At 37.0% G+C, this 26050-nt stretch carries 25 protein-coding genes and 1 other annotated feature; of the genes, 1 reads left to right on the forward strand and 24 read right to left on the reverse strand.

What is annotated here, in order from left to right:
- Positions 1-131: 131 nt before the first annotated feature.
- From PQQ29_RS07450 to recO, 12 genes are all read right to left on the reverse strand, one after another.
- Complete coding sequence (locus PQQ29_RS07450; protein WP_010991556.1) at positions 132-1058, reverse strand: manganese-dependent inorganic pyrophosphatase; 927 nt, start codon at positions 1056-1058, stop codon at positions 132-134.
- A gap of 16 nt (positions 1059-1074) precedes the next feature.
- Positions 1075-1968 carry a deoxyribonuclease IV gene (locus tag PQQ29_RS07455; RefSeq protein ID WP_010991557.1) on the reverse strand — a complete coding sequence of 298 codons (894 nt, stop codon included), beginning with the start codon at positions 1966-1968 and terminating at the stop codon, positions 1075-1077.
- A 15-nt stretch (positions 1969-1983) separates the two neighbouring features.
- Positions 1984-3291, reverse strand: coding sequence for a DEAD-box ATP-dependent RNA helicase CshB (gene cshB / locus PQQ29_RS07460; protein ID WP_010991558.1), 1308 nt, complete (start codon positions 3289-3291; stop codon positions 1984-1986).
- 178 nt (positions 3292-3469) lie between these two features.
- The gene (locus tag PQQ29_RS07465; protein WP_003771850.1) at positions 3470-4591 is read right to left on the reverse strand and encodes a Nif3-like dinuclear metal center hexameric protein; all 1122 of its coding nucleotides are present in this window, start codon (positions 4589-4591) and stop codon (positions 3470-3472) included.
- Complete coding sequence (locus tag PQQ29_RS07470) at positions 4588-5292, reverse strand: tRNA (adenine(22)-N(1))-methyltransferase (protein WP_010991559.1); 705 nt, start codon at positions 5290-5292, stop codon at positions 4588-4590. Before PQQ29_RS07470 ends, PQQ29_RS07465 begins: the two co-directional genes overlap by 4 nt.
- A gap of 67 nt (positions 5293-5359) precedes the next feature.
- A complete protein-coding gene (rpoD, locus tag PQQ29_RS07475) occupies positions 5360-6484 on the reverse strand; it encodes an RNA polymerase sigma factor RpoD (protein ID WP_003730430.1) in 1125 nt (374 codons plus the stop codon).
- Positions 6485-6578: 94 nt separating this feature from the next.
- Entirely contained in the window at positions 6579-8459 is a 1881-nt protein-coding gene (gene dnaG / locus PQQ29_RS07480; protein WP_010991560.1) for a DNA primase, read from the reverse strand.
- A gap of 19 nt (positions 8460-8478) precedes the next feature.
- A complete protein-coding gene (locus tag PQQ29_RS07485) occupies positions 8479-8919 on the reverse strand; it encodes a YaiI/YqxD family protein (RefSeq protein ID WP_003762282.1) in 441 nt (146 codons plus the stop codon).
- 187 nt (positions 8920-9106) lie between these two features.
- Complete coding sequence (locus tag PQQ29_RS07490; RefSeq protein WP_003721963.1) at positions 9107-9931, reverse strand: pyruvate, water dikinase regulatory protein; 825 nt, start codon at positions 9929-9931, stop codon at positions 9107-9109.
- 34 nt (positions 9932-9965) lie between these two features.
- On the reverse strand, positions 9966-12032 hold the full coding sequence (glyS, locus tag PQQ29_RS07495) for a glycine--tRNA ligase subunit beta (RefSeq protein ID WP_010991561.1): 2067 nt from the start codon (positions 12030-12032) through the stop codon (positions 9966-9968).
- Positions 12025-12915: a glycine--tRNA ligase subunit alpha gene (glyQ, locus tag PQQ29_RS07500; RefSeq protein WP_003766904.1), complete on the reverse strand. Its 891-nt coding sequence runs from the start codon at positions 12913-12915 to the stop codon at positions 12025-12027. Before glyQ ends, glyS begins: the two co-directional genes overlap by 8 nt.
- Before the next feature lie 66 nt (positions 12916-12981).
- Positions 12982-13155, reverse strand: a binding site (T-box leader).
- A 40-nt stretch (positions 13156-13195) separates the two neighbouring features.
- Entirely contained in the window at positions 13196-13963 is a 768-nt protein-coding gene (gene recO / locus PQQ29_RS07505; protein WP_010991563.1) for a DNA repair protein RecO, read from the reverse strand.
- 137 nt (positions 13964-14100) lie between these two features.
- On the opposite strand from recO, the gene PQQ29_RS07510 reads away from it, so the two are divergent.
- Complete coding sequence (locus PQQ29_RS07510) at positions 14101-14718, forward strand: DUF4352 domain-containing protein (protein ID WP_010991564.1); 618 nt, start codon at positions 14101-14103, stop codon at positions 14716-14718.
- A gap of 46 nt (positions 14719-14764) precedes the next feature.
- Here PQQ29_RS07510 and era read toward each other — a convergent pair whose 3' ends face one another.
- From era to dnaK, 12 genes are all read right to left on the reverse strand, one after another.
- Positions 14765-15670: a GTPase Era gene (gene era, locus PQQ29_RS07515; RefSeq protein ID WP_003762292.1), complete on the reverse strand. Its 906-nt coding sequence runs from the start codon at positions 15668-15670 to the stop codon at positions 14765-14767.
- Positions 15667-16062: a cytidine deaminase gene (locus PQQ29_RS07520; RefSeq protein WP_003762294.1), complete on the reverse strand. Its 396-nt coding sequence runs from the start codon at positions 16060-16062 to the stop codon at positions 15667-15669. Before PQQ29_RS07520 ends, era begins: the two co-directional genes overlap by 4 nt.
- Before the next feature lie 24 nt (positions 16063-16086).
- Positions 16087-16482 (reverse strand): diacylglycerol kinase family protein, encoded by a 396-nt coding sequence (locus PQQ29_RS07525; protein WP_003771868.1) that lies wholly within the window; start codon positions 16480-16482, stop codon positions 16087-16089.
- Positions 16460-16945: an rRNA maturation RNase YbeY gene (ybeY, locus tag PQQ29_RS07530; protein ID WP_003762298.1), complete on the reverse strand. Its 486-nt coding sequence runs from the start codon at positions 16943-16945 to the stop codon at positions 16460-16462. The genes PQQ29_RS07525 and ybeY overlap by 23 nt, the downstream gene beginning before the upstream one ends.
- 16 nt (positions 16946-16961) lie before the next feature.
- Positions 16962-19118, reverse strand: coding sequence for an HD family phosphohydrolase (locus tag PQQ29_RS07535; protein ID WP_187984117.1), 2157 nt, complete (start codon positions 19116-19118; stop codon positions 16962-16964).
- A gap of 15 nt (positions 19119-19133) precedes the next feature.
- Positions 19134-20093, reverse strand: coding sequence for a PhoH family protein (locus PQQ29_RS07540; RefSeq protein WP_003771876.1), 960 nt, complete (start codon positions 20091-20093; stop codon positions 19134-19136).
- Positions 20094-20282: 189 nt separating this feature from the next.
- A complete protein-coding gene (locus PQQ29_RS07545) occupies positions 20283-20729 on the reverse strand; it encodes a GatB/YqeY domain-containing protein (RefSeq protein WP_003736634.1) in 447 nt (148 codons plus the stop codon).
- Between the two features lie 19 nt (positions 20730-20748).
- Positions 20749-20922, reverse strand: a complete 174-nt coding sequence (gene rpsU, locus PQQ29_RS07550) for a 30S ribosomal protein S21 (RefSeq protein WP_003719762.1) — start codon at positions 20920-20922, stop codon at positions 20749-20751.
- A 197-nt stretch (positions 20923-21119) separates the two neighbouring features.
- A complete protein-coding gene (locus PQQ29_RS07555; protein ID WP_187984118.1) occupies positions 21120-21887 on the reverse strand; it encodes a 16S rRNA (uracil(1498)-N(3))-methyltransferase in 768 nt (255 codons plus the stop codon).
- Positions 21888-22832 carry a 50S ribosomal protein L11 methyltransferase gene (gene prmA / locus PQQ29_RS07560; RefSeq protein WP_010991567.1) on the reverse strand — a complete coding sequence of 315 codons (945 nt, stop codon included), beginning with the start codon at positions 22830-22832 and terminating at the stop codon, positions 21888-21890.
- Positions 22833-22904: 72 nt separating this feature from the next.
- A complete protein-coding gene (gene dnaJ / locus PQQ29_RS07565) occupies positions 22905-24035 on the reverse strand; it encodes a molecular chaperone DnaJ (RefSeq protein ID WP_045554174.1) in 1131 nt (376 codons plus the stop codon).
- A gap of 142 nt (positions 24036-24177) precedes the next feature.
- Complete coding sequence (gene dnaK / locus PQQ29_RS07570; RefSeq protein WP_033533024.1) at positions 24178-26019, reverse strand: molecular chaperone DnaK; 1842 nt, start codon at positions 26017-26019, stop codon at positions 24178-24180.
- Between the last annotated feature and the right edge of the window lie 31 nt (positions 26020-26050).

Consider the following 26050-nt stretch of genomic DNA (forward strand, 5'->3'; position numbering starts at 1 on the left):
CCTTTGACAGCATTTGCTAGCCGCTTTTACTAGTATATAAAAGATTGGTTAAAATGTAAATCGTAATTACTTCGAATTAAAAAATAGCCAAAAAAACCTGGAAAGCTTGGAGCATTTCCAGGTTCGGATAATTATTTAGCAAAAGTATCCGTTAAGATTGGAACAACTTGTTTTTTGCGAGATACGACACCTTTAAGTGGTGCTTGATTTTCCACAAATTTAACGCCATATGCTTCTTCTACAACGGCTGTCTTGGAACCAATAGCAATTCCAACCGAGTCATTAGTAAGAATATTAGTGATGACAAATAAGTACAAATCAAGTCCTTTATCCACAATATTTTGTGTCATAAGTGCTTCAACTTCTGCGCGACGGCTAAGTACATCGTTTACATCGACAACATTGATTTGAGCGATTTCTACTTTGCTACCGTTCATGTTGAATTCTTTCGCATCAAGTAATAGTTCAGCAACTGTTTTTTTGCTAACATCAGCTCCAGCTTTTAGCATTTCCATGCCGTATGCTTGAATATCAACGTCTGCAATGAGTGCTAATTTTTCAGCAGCCACTTTATCTTCTTCTGTGCACGTTGGTGATTGGAAAAGAAGTGTGTCAGAAATAATTGCGGAAAGCATTAAGCCTGCGACTGTTTTACTTACTTCTACTTCATTTTCACGGAACATTTTTAGTAGGATTGTAGTAGTACATCCAACTGGCTCAGCTCGGTAGTATAGTGGATCAGATGTCTCGAAATTAGCGATGCGGTGATGATCAACGACTGCAACTACTGTCACATCGTCAATATCATCCACACTTTGTTGGCGTTCATTATGGTCAACAAGTGCGACTTCAGAAACTTCATTTGCAACAGTTTCAACTAAGCGAGGAGCTGTTACTTGGAAATAATCAAGTACAAAAGCTGTTTCACTATTAAGCTCTCCTAAACGAACCGCTTCAATATCTGCTCCTTGTGCTTTTTTTAATTCTGCGTAACTAATGGCAGAACAAATCGTATCTGTATCTGGATTTTTATGACCGAATACAAGTGTTTTTGTCATTATTTTCGTCTCCTTTTTAACTGTTTTGAATTTTATTTAATAAATCTGGGTCAAATTCGCCATTTCTTAACATGGCGATTTCCCATTTGTATGGTGCTTTTTTCGATGCTTTATCTTCGCCGACATAAGGCGTTTCAAGGATTTTTGGAATGTTCGATAATTGTGGATGATGAACAATATAGTGAAGTGCATCAAAGCCGATATGACCAAAACCAATATTAGCATGACGGTCTTTATGTGCGCCTCGCTCATTTTTACTATCATTGATATGTAACACTTTTAAGCGGTCAATACCGATAATTTTATCAAATTCATTTAACACTCCGTCAAAATCATTGACAATATCGTAACCAGCATCGTGTGTATGACATGTATCGAAAGTAACGGATAATAATTCATTATGAGTCACACCGTCAATAATTTGTGCTAGTTCTTCAAAAGTGCGACCACATTCAGAACCTTTTCCAGCCATTGTTTCTAAAGCGATTTGTACATCTTGATCGTGTATTAATGCTTCGTTAAGCCCTTGGATAATTTGTTTAATTCCTTTGTCCGCACCTTCACCGACATGCGCACCGGGATGAAGTACGATTTGTTTTGCACCAAGCGCACGCGTACGTTCGATTTCAGATTGTAAGAAATTAACGCCTAATTCAAATGTTTCTGGCTTAACTGAGTTACCAATATTGATAATATAAGGCGCATGAACCACGATGTCAGCCATGTCGTGAGCTTTCATGTGTTCTAAGCCTGCTTCAATATTTAACTCTTCAATTGGCTTTCTACGCGTATTTTGCGGAGCGCCAGTATAAATCATAAACGTATTTGAGCCGTAAGAAGCTGCCTCTTCACTTGCGCCAAGAAGCATTTTCTTTCCACTCATTGATACATGAGAACCTAGTCTTAACATAAATTCATTCCTCACTTATCGTTTTTTCCGTCTTTCACGACGTTTGATTTCGTTCATTTTATAATTAATTTTCTTTTTATAATTTGGCTTACCTTTTTGTTTTGCTTTTTTACGCATACCGATTTCGCGCGGATCAGCTGTTTCGCGTTTAGCTTCACGTTTTGCACGGCGATTGCGGTCTTCTAGTGTAACGAATTCTTTATTTTTCCAATCAACATGTTTAAACTCGATACCCATTTTTTCAAGTTGATTTAGGCGATCTTCATCTGACGGTTCAAATAAAGTAAGTGCAATACCTGAATGTCCTGCACGTCCAGTCCGACCAGTACGGTGAATATAAAAATCGAGATCATCTGGTAATTCATAGTTTACAACATGACTAATTCCTTGAATATCAATACCACGAGCAGCTAAATCTGTCGCAACAACATATTGATAATCTAAGTTTTCGATTTGTTTCATCGTCCGTTTACGTTCACGAGGATTTACATCGCCGTGGATTTTCGCTACTTTTAGCCCACGTTCGATTAAACCGTTCGCTACTTCATCAGCAGTTGTTTTTGTATTAGTAAAAACAATCGCTAAATAAGGCTGTGAACCAACTAAAACATTTTTAAGTAAATCAAGTTTATTACGGCTACGAGTTGCCATAATACGATGTTCCACTGTTTTTGAAGCAGCAACTTTTGGTTGAATGTGCTCATAACGTGGATTTTCCATATATTTGCTTAAAAATGGTTTTAATTTTTGCGGAATTGTCGCGGAAAAAACAAGCATTTGTAAATTAGCAGGCATTTTTCCAGCAATATGGTCGACATCGTTTAAGAAGCCCATATCAAGTGTCATATCTGCTTCGTCAATAACTAATGTTTTAGCAGTATGAACAAATAAGGCTTGTTCGCGAATTAAGTCATTAATACGACCTGGTGTTCCAACAATAATTTGTGGTTGTTTTTTCAGTTTATCAATTGCACGTTGTTTATCCGTACCACCAATAACGAGTTGAACAGCGATTTCTTTTTCACTAAATTTCGTTACTTTGCGAATTTCATTATAAATTTGAGTAGCAAGCTCGCGACTTGGTGCCGTAATAACCGCTTGTACTGCATCTTTTTCAGGATTCACATTGTTAATAATTGGCAAAATAAAAGTATGGGTTTTCCCTGTACCAGTTTGAGATTGGCCAATGATACTTTCACCTTTTAAAATGCCTGGGATTAGCTTTTGTTGTACTTCTGTTGGCTCATAGAATCCTAATTTATCTATTGCAAGTCCAATAAAAGGTTGAAAGCCAAATTGGTCAAACCTTGATTTCTTCGTCATAAAATATTTCCACTCCGTTCTATACCTAGTAGCCATTATAGCACATATTAGGTCATTCGTGCGCGCGATAAGACAACTTTGTCAAAACAATCAAATCGATTATGCTAATTACAGAATTTTTTAAAGAAATAACGCAAAAAAACGACTAATTTCCATAAAAGAAATTAGTCGTTTTTAATTAACAAAATTGGAAAGGATCCGTATTGACCTCTGAAACAATAAATTCTGCTTCATAATCTAAAATTTTAGCTTGCTCTTCCATTTTGTTTTTCAAGTAGCCTTTCATTACTTTTTCAATATTATGTCCGGCATCAATAGTCGGTAAATTAATAGCTAGTAAATCATGAGCTGTATGATAATAAACATCTCCTGTAATGAAAACATCGGCGCCTGTAGCTTTTGCTTGGTGAATAAATTTATTTCCATCCCCACCAATAATGGCTACCTTTTGGACGTTAGCTTTTAAATCTCCGACAAAACGAACATTATCAATTGCGAAAGCTGTTTTCAACTTATCAATAAAAGAAACCATACTAATTTTTTTAGGTAAAGTTCCGACTCGACCAAGTCCTTCTTTGTAAGTCTGTGTTTCGAGTGTATATACATCGATTGCTGGTTCCTCATATGGATGAGCAATTTTCACAGCTTTTGTGATGGTTTCAGTTAAATATTGAGGGAAAATCGCTTCTATTTTAACTTCAGGAATAGAAGTTAAAGTTTCTTTTTCGCCGATAGTTGGATTTGCGTCTGTACCTGGTTTAAATGAACCAATTCCAGTTGTATGGAAAGTACATTCTGTATAATTTGTGCCTATTTGTCCTGCTCCATTATTTACAAGTGCTAAACGGACAGATTCTAGTTCATTTTCCGGGACATAAACAGCAATTTTGCAATAAGGTTCTGTATAAGTTTCCTCAATCATCGTAGTATCTTGTAAATGCAGTAAATCAGCTAAAATATCATTCACTCCGCCTTGAGCAATATCTAAATTCGTATGCGCAGCAAAAACGGTAATATCGTGCTTAATAAGTTTTTTGATCATTTTACCTTGTTTCGTTGTTGTATCAATGTGTTGTGTTGGACGGTATAAGAACGGATGGTGCGCGATTATTAAATCCACTCTTTTTTCAATCGCTTCATCCACTACTTCTTCTAATACATCTAATGTAAACATAACTTTTCTTACTTTTTTGGATAAATCTCCTACTTGAAGGCCGATTGGATCGCCTTCCATTGCTAATTTTTTAGGAGCAATTTTTTCCATTATTGCGGTATATTCATAACCATTTGCGACTTTCATTTTAGCACATCCTCTACTAATGAGATTTTATGTTCTAATTCGCGAATTTTCGCTTGATTTTCATCTGATATTGGTTGATTACTGGAGATAGTTTGGATAATATTTTGCCATGTATTAGCTTCATGACGCCATTTGCTTTTAAATATAGCTGATTGTTCTTTTAACAGGCAAGGACCGAAAAAGATTTCTTGTTTTGTCCAAGTAATTTCTTTTTCAGAAGGCTCAAGAACGATGATTTCATATATTTTATTATCTTCCCGCAAAATAGCTTCTGAAGAAATTAACCAATTATTTTTTTCGGACCATTCTCTAAGTTGCCACGCTGCAATATTTGGCTGCAATATCAGTTTGCTTACTCCAGCAAGTTTTTCAGCGCCTTCCTCTAAAATTGTACGAATTAATGTACCACCCATCCCAGCGATAACAATAGTATCAATTTTGTCATCTTTTTCAATAACCTCTAAACCATTTCCTTTTCTTACATCGATTTGATCAGTTAAGCCAGAAGTCCGTACTTGTTTTTGCGCAGACTTAAAAGGTCCATCGACAACTTCACCTGCGACTGCGAAAGAAGCTGTTTTATTTTTGATTGCAAAGCATGGTAAATACGCGTGATCGCTACCGATGTCAGCAATTCGTTCGTTTGTTTTTATGTAAGAAGCTACTTTTTCGAGTCGCTTCGATAGTTGTTCCTCGTTCATTTGATTCCCTGCTTTCCTTTTCATTAAAAAGGCAGGAGAACATTTTGTCCTCCTGCCCGGTTGTGCATTATTCCAGGAAGTCTTTTAATTGTTTGCTGCGGCTTGGATGACGTAATTTACGTAAAGCTTTTGCTTCGATTTGACGAATCCGTTCACGAGTTACGCCAAACACACGGCCAACTTCTTCTAAAGTGCGCGTACGACCATCATCTAGACCAAAACGTAAGCGAAGAACATTTTCTTCCCGGTCTGTTAATGTATCAAGCACATCTTCAAGTTGTTCTTTTAGTAATTCATAAGCTGCATGATCGGACGGTGAAGTCGCATCTTGGTCTTCAATAAAATCACCAAGGTGTGAATCGTCTTCTTCGCCGATTGGTGTTTCAAGTGAAACTGGTTCTTGAGCGATTTTTAGAATTTCCCGAACTTTTTCAGTTGGTAGGTCCATTTCTTCCCCAATTTCTTCTGGTGAAGGATCGCGCCCTAAATCTTGTAGCAATGAACGTTGCACACGAATTAATTTGTTAATTGTTTCTACCATATGCACCGGAATACGGATTGTTCTAGCTTGGTCCGCAATCGCACGGGTTATCGCTTGACGAATCCACCATGTTGCATAGGTACTGAATTTAAATCCTTTGTTAAAGTCGAATTTTTCAACGGCTTTCATTAGTCCCATGTTACCTTCTTGAATCAAATCTAGGAATAACATACCTCGACCGACATAACGTTTTGCAATACTTACTACAAGGCGTAGGTTGGCTTCTGCAAGACGACCTTTTGCTTCAATGTCACCAGCTTCAATGCGTTTCGCTAAAGCTATTTCTTCATCGGCAGTAAGTAAGTCTACTCGACCAATTTCTTTTAGATACATGCGCACTGGGTCATTAATTTTAACACCTGGTGGCACACTCATATCTGTTAAATCAAATGATTCGGTTTCTTCTTTTACAAGTTCTGTTTCATCTGGATCCTCGTCGTCTGCATCGTCAGAAACTTCAATGCCTGCTTCACCGACATGTTCTAAATACTCATCCATTTGATCGGAATCTAAAGTGAATGGAGCTAATCTGGCAGCGATTTTTGCATAAGTTAAAATCCCCTTTTTCTTACCTTCTTCTATCAGGGCTTCTTTTACTTGCTCAACATTAAGTTCAGCAACTGGTTTTGTGTTTTGTGTTTTATCACTCATAACTGCCTGTATTCCTCCTTCCAAAATGCCGCTAACCTTATTAAAAGGCTTCTCTTAGGTAATAATACCATCATTTAGCGGTTTTAAAACGTTATTAATCCAATTGACCGCTATTTAACTTACGGTTGAGTTGGACGATTTCAAGCATCACGCGAATTTCATTTTCTTTGTCGTTTTCACGATTAAAAGCCGCTAGTTGTTGCTCGAGTTCTTTCTTTGCTTGTTCTAATTTAAAACGTTTGAGACTTTTAATGTAGTCTTCAAACTGTGTTTTACCTTGTTCATCTGGACTAATAACCATTTCTAGACTGCTTATAAGTCCTTTCATTCCTGCATCTGGTACGCTATCCATAAACTTATGTGGATCTGCATCGTTACCTTCAGCAAAATAGCCAATTAAATAGGTATAGAGTGCTTGATAGTTATCATGATAAAATTCTGTATCACCTAGAAGTTGTTTAATCAAAAGAAAACTATCCCGATTTTCCATCATTGCTTTCATGAGTTGCTGTTCTGCAGTAGTGTGTGCAGATAATTTCTTAGTTGGTTGCTCAAAGGAAAAGAGCATCTCTGAGTCTTCTTGCGGAATCATCCCCATAAAAGAATCATCTATTGGTGGTTCATTATAGCTATGGTTTTGTCGTTCTTTGTGTGTGTTCTTTAGCGATTGTTGCAGTTGTTGTTTTAAAGTTTCAATAGTTAATTCAAATTCATCTGCTAGTTGCTTTAAGTATAATTCTCGTTCAACAGCTTGATCAAGCTTAGCAATTTCGCGTAAACAGTCATCAATATAAGCGATTTTATCTGTTTCGTTTTGCAAATTACGTTCTTTGCGTAAATAGTTGATTTTAAAAGCTGTCCAAGTCATTCGTTGTTGTTTGTAGATTTCTTTGAATTTATCTGCACCACTTGCTCTAATGAAGTCATCTGGATCTTTTCCTGCTGGGAGTTGCAAAACGAAAACATCTAAACGATTACGCTCAACTAAAAGCGTTCCTGCTTTATACGCTGCTTCAATTCCAGCTCGGTCCCCGTCGTAACAAATAATTGCACGATTTGTAAGGCGCTTAATTAAATCAGCATGTTCTTCCGTTAAGCTTGTTCCCATCGAAGCAACCGCATTTTGAACGCCAGCTTCTTCTGCGGAAATGACATCCATAAAGCCTTCCATAAGCGTGATTTCTTCTTGTTTTCTAATAGCCTGTCTTGCCTCTGAAAAATGAAATAAAGTTCGTCTTTTATTAAAAATAGGTGTTTCAGGACTATTTAAATATTTTGGTCCATCGTCACGGTCAAACAAACGACCAGAAAAAGCATTAATTTGACCACGATCATTCGTAATTGGAAACATAATTCTATTACGAAAACGGTCAACCATTTGCCCATCATCACGTTCAGATAAAAGCCCAGCCGTGCCAGCCAGTTGCAAATCCATCCCTCTTTTTTCAAGAAAAGAAGTGATTGTGGCATGATGGTTTGGCGCAAATCCAATTTGGAAGGATGCCATCATTTGTTCCGACATACCTCGTTCCTTCAAATACGTTAAAGCAGCTGCCCCTTCTTCTGTTTCCATCAAAATATAATGATAGAGTTTGGCTGTAAGTTGGTGCATTTCAACCATTTTGGCTGTTTCAGAAGTTTCTTTTGGTAAATTGCTTGTATCACGTTCTTCTGGAAGTTCAATATCGACGTCTAAATGACTCATATCCGCGACTTTTTTGACAGATTCTACAAACGTTAGCCCATCATGTTCCATTAGAAATGAAAAGACATTTCCTCCTTTACCACAACCAAAACAATGAAAAATTTGTTTTTCTGGTGATACAGAGAAGGAAGGCGTTTTTTCGCCGTGGAATGGACATAAGCCAGAATAGTTACGACCTTGTTTTTTTAATTGGACATAATTACCAATAATATCGACTATATCCGCTTGATTCCGGACTTGATCTATTACTTCTTCAGGAATCCGCGCCATCTTGACAGTCAACTCCTATTTACTTATTTTTGAAAAATGTAGTCATCCGGTCTTTGAAAAGCACACGATCTTGATCGCTCATTGCTTTAGGACCTTTGCTATATTTGCCTTGTTGCCTTTCTTTGGCATGTCTATAGCGAATATCTAACATTAATGACATTTCTTCTTCTCGGTAAAGTTCGCCCCGATTTGAAAAGACATACGTACCTTTTGCAAGTAGAATGCTAGCAAGGCCAATATCTTGCGTTACGATAATATCACCTTTGTTTGCTAAATTCATCATTCGCATATCCGCTGATTCTTTGCCAGTATCTACAAAAATCCAATTTTCTCCGTTTGTATTTACAGAGTAATGGTTAAAAGAAGCCACAAAAATAACGTCTAACTGAAATTGTTCGGCGACTTGTTTTATTTCTGCTTTTACCGGGCAAGCATCGGCATCAACTAAAATTTTTGGCACATATTCCATCCTCTCTTAAAATCTATGAAGGCAAGTTAAAAAACGAGTTTTTAACCCGTTTTTTTAATATTATTCGTAGATTTGGCTTTTTCACACGCGAATTTAGATTATACGGGAAGTAACTAATTTTTACAAGCAGTTTTTCCCGTATAATATATATATTCGCCATAAAAAGCAAAAGTCCTTCTTATAATTCTAAATTTTCATCAACAATTTCACCAATGTGGATTAAAATCTCGTTTGCAGTCTCTTCAATGGCTTTATTAGTCACATCTAACACGAAACAATTTAATTTACTGGCTAGTTTATTAAAAATCGCTAATTCTTCATCAATTCGTTGATTACTTGCATAAGTACCAGCACCAGGTAAACCAATCGAAATTAAACGCTCTTGTCTAATTTTTGTTAATTTTTGTTTACTAATTTTTAGACCAATTATTTTTTTAGGGTCAATTTCAAAAAGTTCATCTGGGATTTGTGCTTCTGGAACGATTGGAATATTGACGATTTTTAAACCTTTAAGCGCCAAATATTGCGATAAAGGAGTTTTTGAGGTTCTTGAAATACCAATTAATACATAATCCGCTTGCAAAATGCCTCTTGGATTACGACCATCGTCATTCTCTACGGCAAATTCGATTGCGGCTACTTTATTGAAATAAGCTTCATCCATCGAACGAACGCGGCCAGGTTCAGAAAGTGGTTTAATCTTGTAGGTCTCTTCTAACTGATTTAAAAGCGGCCCAAATAAGTCAATAATCGGTACGCCGAAAGCTTGAGCAGTTTTATTAAGCTCTTCACGGACGCTTTCGAGTACAATGGTGTGCACGATTATGCCATTGTTCACTGCCACTAGGTCAACAATTTCTTCAATCATGTGAGAAGAATCGACGTGGTGAAAACGATGGATAAACTTCGGTGTTTGACCAAATTGACTAAGTGCTGCTCTTGTCACGAGTTCGGCCGTTTCTCCTGTTGAATCGGAAACCACGTATACGGCTGGTTGAGTCATACATACTTCCTCCTCTTTGCTCAAAATCTTACTTTTATTTTACATTAATTTCATCCATTTGAGCAAATTCTTTAATAAAGCTTGCTAGTTCGAATAAAAGCGCAAGACGATTGTTTTTTAGTTCATCGTTATCAGTCATCACTAGCGTATTATCGAAATAGCCATCAATTGTTGTACGTAAATCAGCAAATGCTTTAAGTCTATCAACAATTGTTAAACCAGCATAATCATATTTTAGTTTTTCTAATTTATCGAATAGCTCTTGTTCGTATTCATTTTCAAATAGGTTCGGATCCACTTCTACGCCATCTTCGTATTTTTTAGAAATTTTAACTACTCGTGTTAAAGCTTCGATAGTTGGACGGAACCACTCTGCATCCGCATGTTTATTTAAGATTTGAGCACGATCTATCAGTTGCGGAATCACATTTGGATCTCCGCCGATAACAGCGTCAATAATATCATGACGAATATGATGCCCTTGTAAAATAACACGTAGACGATTTTTCAAGAAGGTCTGCACTTCTTTTTTCACATCTGCACTTGGTAATTCAGTAGCACCTTCTGCACGTTCCATGTCCACAATACGAGAAATAACTTCAAGCATTGGAATGTCCCAACCATTTGCTTGGATAATGCGCATCGCCCCAAAGGCACTACGACGTAAACCAAACGGATCAGCAGAACCAGTTGGTACAATATTTACACAGAAGAAGCCAATTAATGTTTCTAATTTATCCGCAATCGCGATAAGGGAACCTAGGTCTGTTTGCGGTAAAACGCCTTCTGCTGAACTTGGTAAATAATGTTCGCGAATGGCTGTTGCGATTGCTGGTTTTTCACCTTGTAATAAGGCGTATTTTTCGCCCATTAAACCTTGTAATTCTGGGAATTCACCAACGATATTGGTTACTAAATCAAATTTATAAATATTAGTTAAGCGGATAATGTCTTGTTTATCTTCTTCTTGCCAATTTAAGTAATCAGCAAGCATCAATGCCACTTTTTGCACACGTTCCATTTTTTCTGTCAAAGTACCTAATTTTTCATGGAAAACGATATTTTGTAATTTAGCAACTGCTTCGTCAATGGTTATTTTTAAATCTTCTTGATAGAAGAAATCAGCATCTGACAAACGAGCGCGTAGTACTTTTTCGTTTCCTCGTGCCACTGTATCTAGATTTTCATGGTTACCATTACGAACGGTTACAAAATGAGGCAATAATTCTCCTTCTTGGCTGAAAACTGGGAAGTAACGTTGGTGTTCTTTCATCGTCGTAATTAGAACTTCTTCAGGTAGTTCCAAATATTCTTTTTCAAAATTACCCGCTAATACAGTTGGATATTCGACAAGATTAGTTACTTCTTCTAATAAATCGTCATCTTCTCTGATTTGCCAATTTTCCATTGTTTCTAGTTCACGTAATTGTTCTACAATAGCCTGTTTGCGTTCACTAGCATTAACAACGACAAATTGTTCTAATAATGCATGTGGATAGTCGCTCGGTTGATTGATTGTAGCTGTTTTTCCTAAGAAACGATGACCACGGGAAGTATTACTAGTTGAGACACCAGTGATTTCAAATGGGATAATTTCTTCGCCAAACATTGCGATAAGCCATTTGATTGGGCGAATATAACGTAAATCATTACTACCCCAGTGCATACTTACTGGGAAAGTCATACTTGTTACTACTTTTTCTAGACTTGGAAGTAACGCGGTTGTTTTTTCGCCGATTACTTCTTTTTTAATGTAAATATATTCCACACCTTTAATTTCGCGGAAAGTTAAATCTTCTGGTGCTACTTTTTGACTTTTTGCGAATCCTAATGCAGCTTTCGACCAGTTACCTTCGTCGTCTAGAGCGATTTTTTTGGCAGGGCCTTTTGCTTCTTCCACACGATTAGCTTGTTCTTCAGCCATTTCTTCTACTAGGACAGTTAAACGTCTTGGTGTAGAATAAGTTTTAATTTCTTTAAATTCGATTTGGTTGTCTTTTAACCAATCTGTTACTCGTTTTTCCAGTTGTAATACAGAACTAGTCACATACTTCGCTGGCATTTCTTCTAAACCAATTTCTAATAAAAAGTCTTTACTCATGACGTTTTCCTCCCTCTTCTTTGACTAATGGGAAGCCAAGTTTTTCTCGTGATTCATAAAATGTTTTGGCGATACGTCTTGCTAAGTTTCTGATACGACCGATATACTGAGCGCGTTCAGTTACTGAAACAACGCCGCGAGCATCTAGTAAGTTAAAGGTATGCGAACATTTTAATACATAGTCATACGCTGGGAAAACTAGTCCTTCTTGCATTTGACGAGCTGCTTCTCTTTCATATGTGTCAAAAAGAGTTAATAGCATATCTGTATTAGAAGTTTCAAAGGCATATTTGGAGTTTTCGAATTCTGCTTGGAAGAAAATATCGCGATAGCTAATACCTTCTGTCCATTCTAAATCAAATACATTTTCTTTATCTTGAATATAGCTTGCTAAACGTTCCACACCATAAGTAATTTCAGATGTAACTGGGAAACATTCTAAGCCGCCTACTTGTTGGAAATAAGTAAATTGAGTGATTTCCATCCCATCTAACCATACTTCCCATCCAAGTCCTGCGCATCCTAACGAAGGGTTTTCCCAGTTATCTTCCACAAAACGAATATCATGTTCTAACGGGTTAATTCCTAATTTTTCTAATGAGCCAAGGTAAAGCTCTTGAATGTTGTCAGGAGAAGGTTTCATCACTACTTGAAATTGATGATGTTGGAATAATCTGTTTGGGTTTTCTCCGTAACGGCCATCTGCTGGACGACGAGAAGGCTCCACATAACCTGCTTTCCAAGGTTCTGGACCAATTGCTTTTAAGAAAGTATAAGGGCTCATTGTACCAGCACCTTTTTCCACATCATACGATTGCAACATAATACAACCTTGTTCGGACCAATAATCTTGTAACGTTCTAATCATTGTTTGTAAATTCATTGCTTCCACCTCCAAAATAATTCAGCCAATATAAAAACTCTCGTCCCTATATGCTGATTTAAAGCATATAGGGACGAGAGTTATCTCGCGGTTCCACCCTATTTGGAATTTAAACAATTCCCACCTTGATTTCGCTGTACTCCAGAACGCCTTCACAAAAAGTTAAATATCCGGCTCACACCAAACCCGAACTCGCTAAAAACAGAGCTTTTTGTTACTATTTTCCTTCAATGTACCTATTAGTTGATATATTAAAAGATACTGTATTTTTGCGAAAAAGTCAATCATCGCTATCTTTTTTTAACATATTTTCCCATTTATCCATATCACGTAAAAATTTCCTGCTTTTTAAATATAAACCAGAATATTCGTCGTAATAAGTATCAATAGCTTTTTGGAGCCATTCTTTTGTTTCTTGTTTCACATCAATATTGCCTAATCGGTCTAATTGAAATATAAAAAATAGCCTTAAAAGTTTTACTACGTTTTCCGGTAAATGCATCCGGTAGCGGTCTTTATCAAAGCAGCGATGGCAAATAATTCCGTTACTTCTTGTTGAAAAATCAAAATGTCCTGTCGTCTCCCCGCAAATAGCGCATTTATCCATAGTTGGGTAAAGTCCTAACACAGGTAACATTTTCATTTCATAAATTTGGGTTAGAATTTGCGGATCATATCCTTCATCAATGTCACGTAAAATTTGAAAAGTTAGCTCATATAAATATGGATTTGGCTGGCGTTCTTCGGTTGCTTTATCCAATAACTCGCATACATAAGTGGCATAAGCCGTCATAAAAATATCTTGTTGAATGGAAGAAAAATTTTCGATAACTTCTCCTTGTTGAAGCGTACCAAGCCCGTTTCCTCCAAAAAAAGTGAAGTATCCATTTGTAAATAATTGTGTTACAGCAGCTAATCTACTTTTGGTTTTTTTTGCGCCACGAGCAACCACACCAATTTTTCCAAATTCACGTGTATACATGCGGACTATTTTATCTGATTCACGATAACTCGTCTGTCGTATCACGATTCCTTCGCATTTTTCCATGTGGCAACCCTCCTTTTTCATTCTTTTTATTATAACATTTTCTAAACGATTGTGTCTTTTTATATTTTTTGCTATCTTTCCGCGACTTGCTATTGTAAAATAGAGAAAAAGGCAAGAAAGAAAGGATTTTTTATTCTATGGATATGTTACTTATATTATTGATCAGCTTGTTTATACTCACATTCATAGGTGTAGTTGTGGGAATTATTTTGCTTATTGTTAGAAAGGAAAGATGGGCCGGCATTATTGTCGCTGGATTATCATTTGGTATTGGTTTTTATGTATTGTTAGCTGGGTTAAACTTAGCAACAGTTAGTTTACTTCAAGGCTTTAATAATCCATTTTCTTTTTACGGTGGTAGTGGTACCGATGTTTATACTAATGATTATGCAGAAAGCTATGACGAAGATTATTATAATGATTATACGGATGTAGATTATGGTGAGCCTGTTGTTTTAGAAAATGACAGCACTATAACTGTTTATAAACCTGAAGTGTCTCAAAAGAATGATGGTTATGATATTTATAAAGTCAAAGTGAAATTTGAAAATACGGGCACTGACCCTCTTCCGTTTTATTCAGAGGATATCTCGTTGTACGATGATGCAGCGGAAGATTATGGACAACAAATTACCGAAGATAGTTTCACTGGGGATGTTCAGCCAGGTGAAACGAAAGAATTAACACTTTATTATGAAGTATATAATTTTGGTCCTTATAGTATAGAGTATGACAATTATAGCTGGACTGAATAAATAAAAAGCATCTGGTACACAAATTTGTGTACCAGATGCTTTTTTATTAATATTCTTCGCGGTCAAAACCATAATCATGTAAATAATGTTCTTTGTCACGCCAATTTTTTTGAACTTTTACCCAAATTTCTAAGAATACTTTGGAGCCGAGCAAACTTTCAATTTCTTTCCTTGCTCGCATACCAATTTGCTTAAGCATTTGGCCTTGTTTACCAATAATAATGCCTTTTTGTGTACTTCTCTCCACAATAATAGTTGCATTAATAGTTAGTTTTTCTGTTTTAGGATTTTTTTCAATACCTTCAATAACTACAGCAACAGAATGCGGTACTTCTTCACGCGTTAATTGTAACACTTGCTCACGAATTAATTCAGAAATAATAAAGCGTTCTGGGTGATCGGTAATTTGATCTTTTGGATAATACATTGGGCCGATTTCAAGGTTAGCATTCGTTTGTTCTAATAAATTAGGAACATTGTTTCCCTCGAGCGCAGAAATCGGAATTATTTCTTCAAAATCCATAAGTTCCCGGTACTGTTCAATAAGTTTTATTAAATCTTCTGGGGAAATTAAGTCAATTTTATTAATTAAAAGAAATACAGGTGTTTGGACGTTTTTAAGCTTTTCAATGATAAATTCATCCCCGCGGCCAAAACCGGTGGAAGCGTCGATAACAAAATAAATCAAGTCTACTTCTTGAAATGTGTTTAAGGCGATTTTCACCATAAAGTCGCCTAATTTATGTTTTGGTTTATGTATTCCTGGTGTATCGATGAAAATAATTTGTGATTCGTCTGTTGTAAATACGCCTTGAACTTTATTTCTAGTTGTTTGCGCTTTATCACTCATAATCGCAATTTTTTGACCAATAATATGGTTTAATAAAGTTGATTTACCAACGTTCGGTCGCCCAACTATAGCGACAAATCCTGATTTAAATGGTTCACTCATAACATATCCTCCGATGTGAATGCGCCTGGTAAAAGGTCTTTCACAGTTACCGTCGCTGTTTTTCCTGTTAAGTTTGTTAAAATTACTGGCATATCTGGCGCACAAAATTCACTAATAACTTGTCTGCAAGCCCCGCAAGGCGATACAGGTCCCTCTGTATCTGCTACTACAACTAATTGTTTAAAATCTCTTTTTCCTTCAGATACAGCTTTGAAAATTGCTGTCCGTTCAGCACAGTTTGTTAAGCCGAAAGAAGCATTTTCGATATTACAACCTAACACGACTTCATCATCTTTCGTTACAAGAGCTGCTCCAACTGGAAATTTCGAGTAAGGAACATACGCAAATTCTCTTGCTTGTTTAGCGAGTGAGATAAAATTATTTTCTTTCATTTACCAAGTCACAATCCCTTCTTTTTATAAAAACATCTGACAAAAGTATGGTATGAATATAATTAGTCCGATAAAACTTGCCACAATTGCCGCAAGTAAGACTGCACCAGCAGCAACATCTTTTGCTTTTTTCGCTTCATCAATGTATTGCTCTGTCGCAACATCCACGGCTCTTTCAATCGCTGTATTGACCATTTCTAACGTTAATACACCAAAAATAGATAGAATTAATAAAATCCATTCAGATCTAGTCACATGAAAGAAAAAGCCACAAATAACTACCGCAAGTGCCGCAAATGTATGAAACCTCATATTTCGTTCTTCTAAAAAAGCAGTTTTCAGTCCGGTAAAAGCGTGCTGAAAGGACTCTGCATAGTTTTTACTACGTTTATACTTTCTATCTTTCGAGTCCATAAGCATCCAACACTTCTTTTTGTAAGCCAAACATTACTTTTTCCTCGTCAGGCTCCATATGATCATAACCAAGCAAATGCAGTAATCCGTGAACTGCTAGAAAACCTAATTCTCTTGCTTTCGTATGTCCGTAATCTTTCGCTTGTTCTTCTGCTTTTTCAGTTGAAATGATAATATCACCGAGCATTCGTGGAGTCTCGAGGTCAAAATCTCCCCAATCAATTTCTGTTTCGCCGTCGCCCATTTCTTCTAGCGCAAACGAAATAACATCTGTTGCTTGGTCTTTATTGCGATACTCTCGATTTATCTCTTGAATGCCTTCGTTTGTCGTAAATGTAAGAGAGAGTTCAGTGCCTTCCTCGATTTTTAAATAACCGGCTGCAAATTGCAGAATGTTTTCAACTAGCTGTTTATCTTCATCTGGTAAATTATTTGTTTCATCCAGTAAGTCTATTTCTAAGACCGTCATCTTTTGTCCTCCTATTTCAATCTTTGTCATCAGGATATTGAATTCGTTGATGATATATTCCGTTCAATGTGGCAATTAGAGTGTCACGAATAATTTTAATTTCTTTGATGGTAATATCGCATTCAGTAAATTGCCCATCTAGGAAACGATCTTTAATAATTCCATCGATAATTTCTGTTATTTTGGCCATTGTAGGTTCTGAGGAAGAACGAACAGCCGCTTCCACACTATCAGAAATATTGATTATCGCAATTTCTTTTGTTTGAGGTTTTGGCCCACTATAACGGAAATCTGCTTCTTTTACATCTGGGTTTGTTTCTTTAGCTTTATAATAAAAGTATTTAAGTAACGTTGTCCCGTGATGTTGTAAAGCAATGTCAATAATCGGTTGAGGCATATGATTTTCTTTTAATATTTCCGCCCCGTCTTTAGTATGCGAAAGAATTATATCACGACTTTGCTCTGGTGTCAGCCTATCATGCGGGTTAATCCCTTGCAATTGGTTCTCCACAAAATACGGCGGACGTAATGTTTTACCAATATCATGATAAAAACAACCAACGCGGACAAGTAAACTATTTGCTCCAATTTTATCCGCACATGCTTCAGCTAAATTCGCAACCATCATGCTGTGGTGATAAGTTCCTGGAGCTTTCATCAATATTTTTTTGAGCAGTGGATGATTCGGATTCGCTAGTTCTACTAATCGGCTCGTAGTTAATAAACCAAAAATAGTTTCAAAGAGTGGAATAACTCCGACACCGAGAATAAATGCACCAAATCCTCCTAAAAAGGCATAACCAATTGCCATTAAAGTAGACACTTGAAGTAGCGTACTATTATTAACTAACAATAAAATCAAGACATATACCATATTGATTAAACCTACCATAAAGCCTGAAAACATGATGGCAGAACGTCGACTATAATCCCGTAAAGCTACTACACTCGTAATTCCACTTAATAAAATGAAAATCGCAATTCCACTAGTTGAATCATTTTGAAATGCAAACAAACTAGTTACAGCAATATATAGCACACTTAAAAAGGCATACTTCTCATTCAGTAAGATTTTAAGTATCATCGGTGCAAATGCTGCTGGGAATAAAAAGGCGATATTAAATATATTCTGATTTTCTAAAAACAAAATAATCATTAACATGAATAAAGAAACGACATATACAGAAGAAAAAATCAGCATCGTTTGTATTTTTTTTGCTTTTGAAATGGTTTGTTTTTTTGTATATAAGAATAGAAGTGCTGCAAGTACAATAATAAAAACGGCAAAGCCAGCATATTGTTTGACTGGCATTTTTTGATCTAATAGATGTAGCATGTTTAACTGACGATAGGTTTCTCGGTCTACAATCTGGCCTTCTTGCACGATTACTTGACCTTGTAAAATTTTCACTGGAACAACAGATTGGGCAGCTTCTTTGCGCCGTTCATCAGTTTGTTCTTCATTATAAATTTCATTTGGGACAATTGCGTATGAGACAAGCACTTTGGATACGTTTTTGTAATAAGAAGATATAGCAGACAATTCGATGTCATCTCGTGCTCTTATCTTTGCGGCATTGAGATTTTCATCACGGATTTTATTTTCCATTGTTTTCGCTACTTCGGTTGTAATAACGTCTTCCATTACATTAAAATCTTTGCTATCAGCCTCAATTAAAGTAGTAAAAACTTCATCTGATATATTCGAAGTGATTTTTTCAGATACATTGCTTGATAATTTGCTTTTTAAGTTTTTTAATTTAGTTTCTGTTGTAGTTGGTGCTGGGGCTGGTTCTTTATCTTTTGCTGCTTTTTCTTTATTTTTCTTATCATTTTCTTCTGCTTCAGAATTCACTTCAATTACATAAGCGAATAGACTTTGAATTAATGCTACTCGATTTTGTCCTGTTTCACGGTTGTAAACATACACATCTTCTACAGCATTACTTGCCTTAGTCCGTTCTTCTTTTGTTTTCTCCGTATCTTCAACAGTCTGTGGTGATCGAATCGTTTTTTCAGCTACTTGAAATAGCTTTACATTATACGATTCCGGTTTTGTCATTTGGCAGACAAGGAAATACGCTACGACAGCAAAACAAATAAGGAGAAGTGGGAAAAGGTATTTTTTTCCACTTTCGATGTACCAATCTTTCCATTTCTTGGCTAGCTTCACATCTTTGTCTCCTTTCTAATTTTGTTTCCCTTCGTACGCTTTAATAATTTCAGCTACTAAAGGATGTCTTACTACATCATGGTGTTCAAAGTAAACAAAACCAATGTCTTTAACATCTTTTAAAACTTGTTCCGCGTTAACAAGACCACTAGTTGCACCTTTTGGTAAATCAATTTGTGTCATATCACCGTTGACAATCATTTTAGAGTCATAACCAAGACGTGTTAAAAACATTTTCATTTGAGCAATGGTAGTGTTTTGCGCCTCATCTAGGATAACAAAAGCATGATCCAGTGTACGTCCCCTCATATAAGCCAGAGGAGCTATCTCAATAACGCCACGATCCATTAATCTTGTTGTATGCTCTGTACCAAAAATATCGTATAGCGCGTCGTATACAGGTCGTAAATAAGGATCTACTTTTTCTTTTAAGTCACCTGGTAGAAAACCTAAGCTTTCACCTGCTTCAACGGCCGGTCTAGTCAAAATGATTTTGCTAACTTTTCCTTTTTTCCATGCGTCTACTGCCATTACAACGGCAAGATAGGTTTTTCCTGTTCCTGCTGGTCCAACACCAAAAACGATATCATGTTTTTTTATCATTTGAATGTAAGTTCTTTGGCCAAATGTTTTAGGTCTAATAGGTGTTCCTTTGGCATTTTTAGTGATTTCTTCTTCAAAAAGAGTATGGAAATATATGAGTGTGCCATTTCTTTGCATTTTTACTGCTTGAGCTATATCACGGCCATCAATATGAATGCCGCGTTTTACAGTTAAGATAAGTTCGTTTAAAACAGCAATAGTGTGCTGGACAGCTTCTTCTTCTCCAGTGATAGAAAGTGCTTCTCCCCGTGTAATAATTTTTACTTGAAGCAATTCTTCTAAAAGATCGATATTTTTATTATTATTGCCGAATAAATCTTGGATGTTTGTGTCATCAGATAATTCGACTACTTCATTAAATTCATTTAGCATTGGCTAACCCCTTCACCTGTTATAAGTGCCTTGATTAGTTATATTATACACGAAATTGCCTTGCTTGAAAAACGAAGCGATGAATAGCTTTAATTTCTGCCAAATGTATGTATAAAAAAAACAGGATTTCCTTCATAAAATATGAAGAAACCCTGTTTTTTAATGTTTTCAAAACTAGTTTGAATTAGTTTATGAAAGATATTTTTTTACGAATTGGTTAACAGCACCGCCGTCAGCTTTGCCTTTTACTTTAGGCATAATTGCGGACATTACTTTGCCGAAATCAGCTTTACTAGATGCGCCAACTTCTTCGATAGTTGCTTTCACAATGTTCTCAAGCTCTTCAGGAGTCAATTGTTTCGGCGCATAGTCCTCAACAATGACAATCTCGGAACGGACTTTATCAGAAAGGTCGCTACGTCCTGCTTTGTCAAACTCGGCTAGAGAATCTCTGCGTTGTTTGAGTTCGCGGGAAATCACGGTTACTTCATCATCCGGAGTAAGATCTTTCACACCTTGGTGAATTGCTTCGTTTTGTAAAGCTGCTTTTAACATGCGAATAACGGAAAGTTTTTCTTTTTCTTTATCGCGCATCGCTTGCTTCATATCTTCATTTAACTTGTCAAGCAGTGTCAACGAAATCATCGCCTTTTAATTAGAATTTGCGTTTTCTTGCTGCTTCGGATTTTTTCTTACGTTTTACGCTTGGTTTTTCATAAAATTCGCGCTTTCTGGATTCTTGCAAAGTTCCACTTTTGGAAACAGTACGTTTAAAGCGACGAAGAGCATCTTCAAGCGATTCGTTTTTACGAACTACTGTTTTTGACATCTCTCTTTCCCTCCCTCCGGCACTTACATGCACTCACTTAAATCCTTCATTTAAGTTCCAGAATAGGACATAACGGAAAATAAATTATGAATTATTCTGAAGTAATGCAGATAAGCATTCACTCATTAAAAATTATATACGAAACATCGGGCATCGTCAACATGAAATCGTTAACTTTCGCATAAAACTTTGAAATGTTAACGATTTTTATTTTCGTAAAGGTCAAAATAGAAAGAAGCAGCTGATAATACATAGAGCGGAGCAGTTTCTGTTCTTAAAATTCTTGGGCCGAGTCCGGCAAGTTTGGCATTTACTTCTTGAAGAAGCAACAGCTCTTTTTCACTAATGCCGCCTTCTGGTCCAAAAATACACAAAACAGACTGTCCAGGCTTCATTGTTTGAAATAAGCTAGCAAGCGCACTATCCTCGCCTTCTCGGGCACTCTCTTCATATGCGGCGATAACATAGTCATAGTGAACATGGTCAAACATTAATTCTTTGAAACTAGCAGCATAATGAACTTCTGGAATGACAGTCCGGTGCGATTGTTCAGCCGCTTCTTGCGCAATTTTTTGAAGGCGCTCGATTTTTTTGATGACTTTTTTATCATCCCATTTCACTACAGAACGTTCGGCTTTATAAGGGATGAATTTATGTGCACCGAGTTCTGTACTTTTTTGAATGATGAGTTCTAGTTTGTCGCCTTTCGGTAGGCCGCTCGCAATAGTGATTTCAATGGGCAATTCGGTATCTTCTTCCAGCCATTTCACTAGATTTAATAATACCTCTTCCTCATTTATTGCCGTAATAGCCGCGATACATGTTTTTTTGCTCGGAAAAACAATGAAAACTTGGTCGGATTCTTTCATCCGCATAACACGTGCAATATGATGAAAATTTTCTCCTGTAATGCTTAGTGTATCGTTATCGTTTTCTAGCTCATAATTTACAAAATAACGTTGCATTTATTCCACTCCTCGTTTGGAAATGATTGCAACCCAGTCCCCTTGTTGCTCGATTTTTTCGATGATAAGCCCAGCGTTTTTCAGCGCTTCTTCTACTACTTTGGCTTTGTCTTCAATAATTCCTGAAGCAATGAAAATTCCGCCTGGTTTAAGTGCTTTATAAACATCTTCCGGGAAAAGTAAAATAACTTCTGCTAAAATGTTGGCTACGACAATATCTACATCGGATTTATTAATATCTTGAAGGAGATTATTTTGCTTTACGGTAATGATATTTTCTGTTTTATTTAAACGAATATTTTCTTCTGCAGCGCGAGTAGCAATTTCGTCGAGGTCTGTTGCTAAAATGGATTTTGCTCCAAGTTTGGCGCTAGCAATACTTAACACACCGGAACCCGTGCCAACGTCAATGAGTTCATCACCTGGTTGTAAATAATCACTTAGCGCACGGATACAAAGTTGTGTTGTCGGATGTGTCCCAGTACCGAAAGCCATTCCTGGATCTAGCTCAATGATTATTTCGTTAGCAGATGGTGTATAAGATTCCCAACTTGGTACAATCGTGATACGGTCTGTGATTTGAACAGGATGATAGTATTTTTTCCAAGCAGTTGCCCATTCTTCATCGTCTACATCATTCACAACAAATTGAAATTTACCAAGAGGAATATCAAAGGTTGTAAGGTTCTTCAAAGTTTGTTCGATTTCTGGGATTTGCTCGACAAATTCCGTGGTTTTTAAGAAGTAAGCTTTGATGATAACGCCATCTTCTGGATAATCTTCTCGTTTTAATGCATAAATTTCACCGAATTTATCTTCTCGTTCGCGTAAAAAGTCTGCTACATCTTCAATAGAAACTCCCGCTGCCCCGAACTCCGTTAAAACATTTGCAACTGGCTCCACTGCTTCGTTTGTTGTATGGACTTCTACTTCTGACCATTCCATTTTTCAACACTCCTTTAGTATGTAGAAAAGGTCGATGGTTGCTTCTCGCACAACTATCGACCTCTACGTTCATCAATCGCCTTTAAAAGCTCGTTTCATTTTGTCAAAAAATCCAGATGTTTGTTCGTCTACTTTGTCTCCAGTAGTGGAAGCAAATTCTCGTAAGATTTCTTTTTGTTTATCATCTAGTTTTTTCGGAACAATTACTTTGACGATTACGTGTTGATCGCCTGTTCCGTTTCCACGAAGATGCGGAACACCTTTACCTCGTAAGCGGAAGGTTGTCCCTGTTTGTGTACCACTAGGGATTTTCAGGCGAACTTTACCGTGCACAGTTGGTACATCGATTTCGTCACCTAGAGTGGCTTGTACGAAAGTGATTGGCACTTCTACATAAATGTCGTCAGCTTCTCGTTCGAAAAATTCATCTGGAATCACAACGAATACTACATATAAATCGCCGTTAGGTCCGCCATTAATACCAGCTTCCCCTTCGCCAGATACGCGCATTTGTTGTCCATCATTCACACCAGCTGGAACTTTCACTTTGATTTTTTTCGTTTTAGTTACGCGGCCTTTACCGTGACAAGTTGGACATTTTTCTTTGATTTCTTTACCAGTACCATTACAGTATTGACATGTGCGTTTATTGACTACGCGACCAAATGGGGTATTTTGTTCCACGTTAATAGATCCTTTACCACCACAATGGCTACATTTTTCAGGTGTAGTTCCTGGTTTTGCGCCGGATCCATGACATGTGTCACAGTTTTCTTCGCGAGGAATTTCGATTTCCGCATCTTTACCAAAAATCGCTTCTTTAAATTTAAGACGCATTGTATATTGTAAATCGCTACCTTGTCTTGGTGCGTTAGGGTCTTGTTGACGTCCTCCTCCACCGAAGAATGTGTCAAAGATGTCTTCAAATCCGGAGAATCCGCCTCCGCCAAAGCCACCACCTGCACCGCCGCCGAAGCCTTGGTTTGGATCTACGTGTCCATATTGATCATATTGCGCACGTTTTTGTGGGTCACTTAATGCTTCATAAGCCTCTGATATTTCTTTAAATTTTTCATCAGCGCCTGCTTCTTTATTTATGTCCGGATGATACTGTTTGGACAGTTTCCGGTAAGCTTTTTTTATTTCGTCCGCTGAGGCGCTTTTGGAAACACCAAGCACTTCATAGTAATCTCGTTTTGCCATCCGCCATCACTCCTGTCCATGATAGATTTTTATAGTCCTAACGTATTGTAACATTTGAAAGAGATGTTGTAAAAACTTTATTTCAGATAAAAAGCCAAAGCCACAGTAGACTTTGACTCATTATCCTTACCTTTAAAAAAGATTATTTGTTTTCTTTGTCGTCGTCATTTACTTCTTCAAATTCAGCATCTACTACATCGTCATTTTGAGGAGCTTCTTGACCTTCTGCGCCACCTGCTGCTTGTTGTTCTGCTGCAGCTTGTTCGTATAATTTAACAGATAGGTTTTGAACGATTTCGTTTAAGCTGTCTGTTTTTTCTTTGATAGCTTCGAAATCTTCACCTTTAAGAGCTTCTTGTAGTTCATCACGAGCTGCTTCTGCTTTTTTCACTTCTTCTTCTTCAACTTTGCCTTCTAGTTCTTTCAAAGTTTTATCGACAGTGAATACTAATTGGTCTGCATTGTTACGAAGTTCAGCGTTTTCTTTGTTCTTTTTATCTTCTTCAGCATTAGCTTCTGCGTCTTGAACCATTTTTTCAATTTCTTCATCAGTTAGGCCAGAAGAAGATTTAATAACGATGTTTTGTTCTTTACCAGTTCCAAGATCTTTTGCACGAACTGTTACGATACCATTTTTATCGATGTCAAAAGATACTTCGATTTGTGGAATTCCGCGTGGTGCTGGTGGAATATCCGCTAATTGGAAACGACCTAATGTTTTGTTGTCTTTTGCCATTGGACGTTCACCTTGAAGTACATGAATATCTACTGCTGGTTGGTTATCAGCTGCTGTAGAGAAAGTTTGTGATTTAGATGTTGGGATAGTTGTATTACGTTCGATAAGTGTAGTCATAACGCCACCCATTGTTTCAATACCAAGGGATAATGGAGTTACGTCAAGTAGTACAACGTCTTTTACATCACCAGTGATTACGCCACCTTGAATTGCAGCACCCATTGCTACAACTTCATCCGGGTTTACACCTTTATGAGGTTCTTTGCCTAATTCTTTTTTGATTGTTTCTTGAACTGCAGGGATACGAGTAGATCCACCAACTAAGATTACTTGGTCAATATCGCTTGCAGATAGGTTTGCATCTTTTAATGCTTGACGAGTTGGCGCAATAGTACGTTCAACTAAGTCATGTGTTAATTCATCAAATTTAGCACGAGTAAGGGTTACTTCTAAGTGAAGTGGACCAGCTTCTCCAGCTGTGATAAATGGTAAGGAGATTTGTGTGCTTGTTACGCCAGAAAGATCTTTTTTCGCTTTTTCAGCTGCATCTTTTAAACGTTGAAGTGCCATTTTATCTTGGCTTAAGTCAATACCATTGTCTTTTTTGAATTCTGCTACTAGATAGTCGATGATTTTTTTATCAAAGTCATCTCCACCTAATTCGTTATCACCAGCAGTTGAGTGTACTTCAAATACGCCGTCACCTAATTCAAGGATAGATACGTCAAAAGTACCACCACCAAGGTCAAATACTAGGATTGTTTGGTCTGTTTCTGTTTTATCCATACCGTAAGCAAGAGCTGCTGCTGTTGGTTCGTTGATAATACGTTCTACTTCAAGACCAGCGATTTTACCAGCATCTTTTGTTGCTTGACGTTGTGCATCGTTGAAGTAAGCTGGAACTGTAATAACAGCTTTATCTACAGTTTCACCAAGGTAGTCTTCTGCATAGCTTTTTAGATATTGTAAAATGATTGCACTGATTTCTTGTGGTGAGTAATCTTTTCCTTCGATTGTTTCTTTATAGTTAGTACCCATGTGACGTTTAATAGAACTAATTGTATTTGGGTTTGTGATTGCAGCACGTTTCGCTACTTCACCAACTTGGCGTTCGCCGTTTTTGAAACCAACGACAGAAGGTGTTGTACGTGCGCCTTCTGGGTTAGGGATAATTTTAGCTTCTCCGCCTTCTAATACTGCTACTGCAGAGTTTGTTGTTCCTAAGTCAATTCCGATAATTTTACTCATTGTTATTTCCTCCTGTTATTCAGTAATTATT

The organism is Listeria innocua (genome assembly GCF_028596125.1).
GTDB lineage: Bacteria > Bacillota > Bacilli > Lactobacillales > Listeriaceae > Listeria > Listeria innocua.

Coding starts and splice junctions, on each gene's coding strand:
- PQQ29_RS07450 (WP_010991556.1), bottom strand. CDS start 1,058: ATGACAAAAACACTTGTATTCGGTCATAAAAATCCAGATACAGATACG.
- PQQ29_RS07455 (WP_010991557.1), bottom strand. CDS start 1,968: ATGTTAAGACTAGGTTCTCATGTATCAATGAGTGGAAAGAAAATGCTT.
- cshB (WP_010991558.1), bottom strand. CDS start 3,291: ATGACGAAGAAATCAAGGTTTGACCAATTTGGCTTTCAACCTTTTATT.
- PQQ29_RS07465 (WP_003771850.1), bottom strand. CDS start 4,591: ATGAAAGTCGCAAATGGTTATGAATATACCGCAATAATGGAAAAAATT.
- PQQ29_RS07470 (WP_010991559.1), bottom strand. CDS start 5,292: ATGAACGAGGAACAACTATCGAAGCGACTCGAAAAAGTAGCTTCTTAC.
- rpoD (WP_003730430.1), bottom strand. CDS start 6,484: ATGAGTGATAAAACACAAAACACAAAACCAGTTGCTGAACTTAATGTT.
- dnaG (WP_010991560.1), bottom strand. CDS start 8,459: ATGGCGCGGATTCCTGAAGAAGTAATAGATCAAGTCCGGAATCAAGCG.
- PQQ29_RS07490 (WP_003721963.1), bottom strand. CDS start 9,931: ATGACTCAACCAGCCGTATACGTGGTTTCCGATTCAACAGGAGAAACG.
- glyS (WP_010991561.1), bottom strand. CDS start 12,032: ATGAGTAAAGACTTTTTATTAGAAATTGGTTTAGAAGAAATGCCAGCG.
- glyQ (WP_003766904.1), bottom strand. CDS start 12,915: ATGAATTTACAAACAATGATTAGAACGTTACAAGATTATTGGTCCGAA.
- recO (WP_010991563.1), bottom strand. CDS start 13,963: ATGGAAAAATGCGAAGGAATCGTGATACGACAGACGAGTTATCGTGAA.
- PQQ29_RS07510 (WP_010991564.1), top strand. CDS start 14,101: ATGGATATGTTACTTATATTATTGATCAGCTTGTTTATACTCACATTC.
- era (WP_003762292.1), bottom strand. CDS start 15,670: ATGAGTGAACCATTTAAATCAGGATTTGTCGCTATAGTTGGGCGACCG.
- PQQ29_RS07520 (WP_003762294.1), bottom strand. CDS start 16,062: ATGAAAGAAAATAATTTTATCTCACTCGCTAAACAAGCAAGAGAATTT.
- PQQ29_RS07525 (WP_003771868.1), bottom strand. CDS start 16,482: ATGCTTATGGACTCGAAAGATAGAAAGTATAAACGTAGTAAAAACTAT.
- ybeY (WP_003762298.1), bottom strand. CDS start 16,945: ATGACGGTCTTAGAAATAGACTTACTGGATGAAACAAATAATTTACCA.
- PQQ29_RS07540 (WP_003771876.1), bottom strand. CDS start 20,093: ATGCTAAATGAATTTAATGAAGTAGTCGAATTATCTGATGACACAAAC.
- rpsU (WP_003719762.1), bottom strand. CDS start 20,922: ATGTCAAAAACAGTAGTTCGTAAAAACGAATCGCTTGAAGATGCTCTT.
- PQQ29_RS07555 (WP_187984118.1), bottom strand. CDS start 21,887: ATGCAACGTTATTTTGTAAATTATGAGCTAGAAAACGATAACGATACA.
- prmA (WP_010991567.1), bottom strand. CDS start 22,832: ATGGAATGGTCAGAAGTAGAAGTCCATACAACAAACGAAGCAGTGGAG.
- dnaJ (WP_045554174.1), bottom strand. CDS start 24,035: ATGGCAAAACGAGATTACTATGAAGTGCTTGGTGTTTCCAAAAGCGCC.
- dnaK (WP_033533024.1), bottom strand. CDS start 26,019: ATGAGTAAAATTATCGGAATTGACTTAGGAACAACAAACTCTGCAGTA.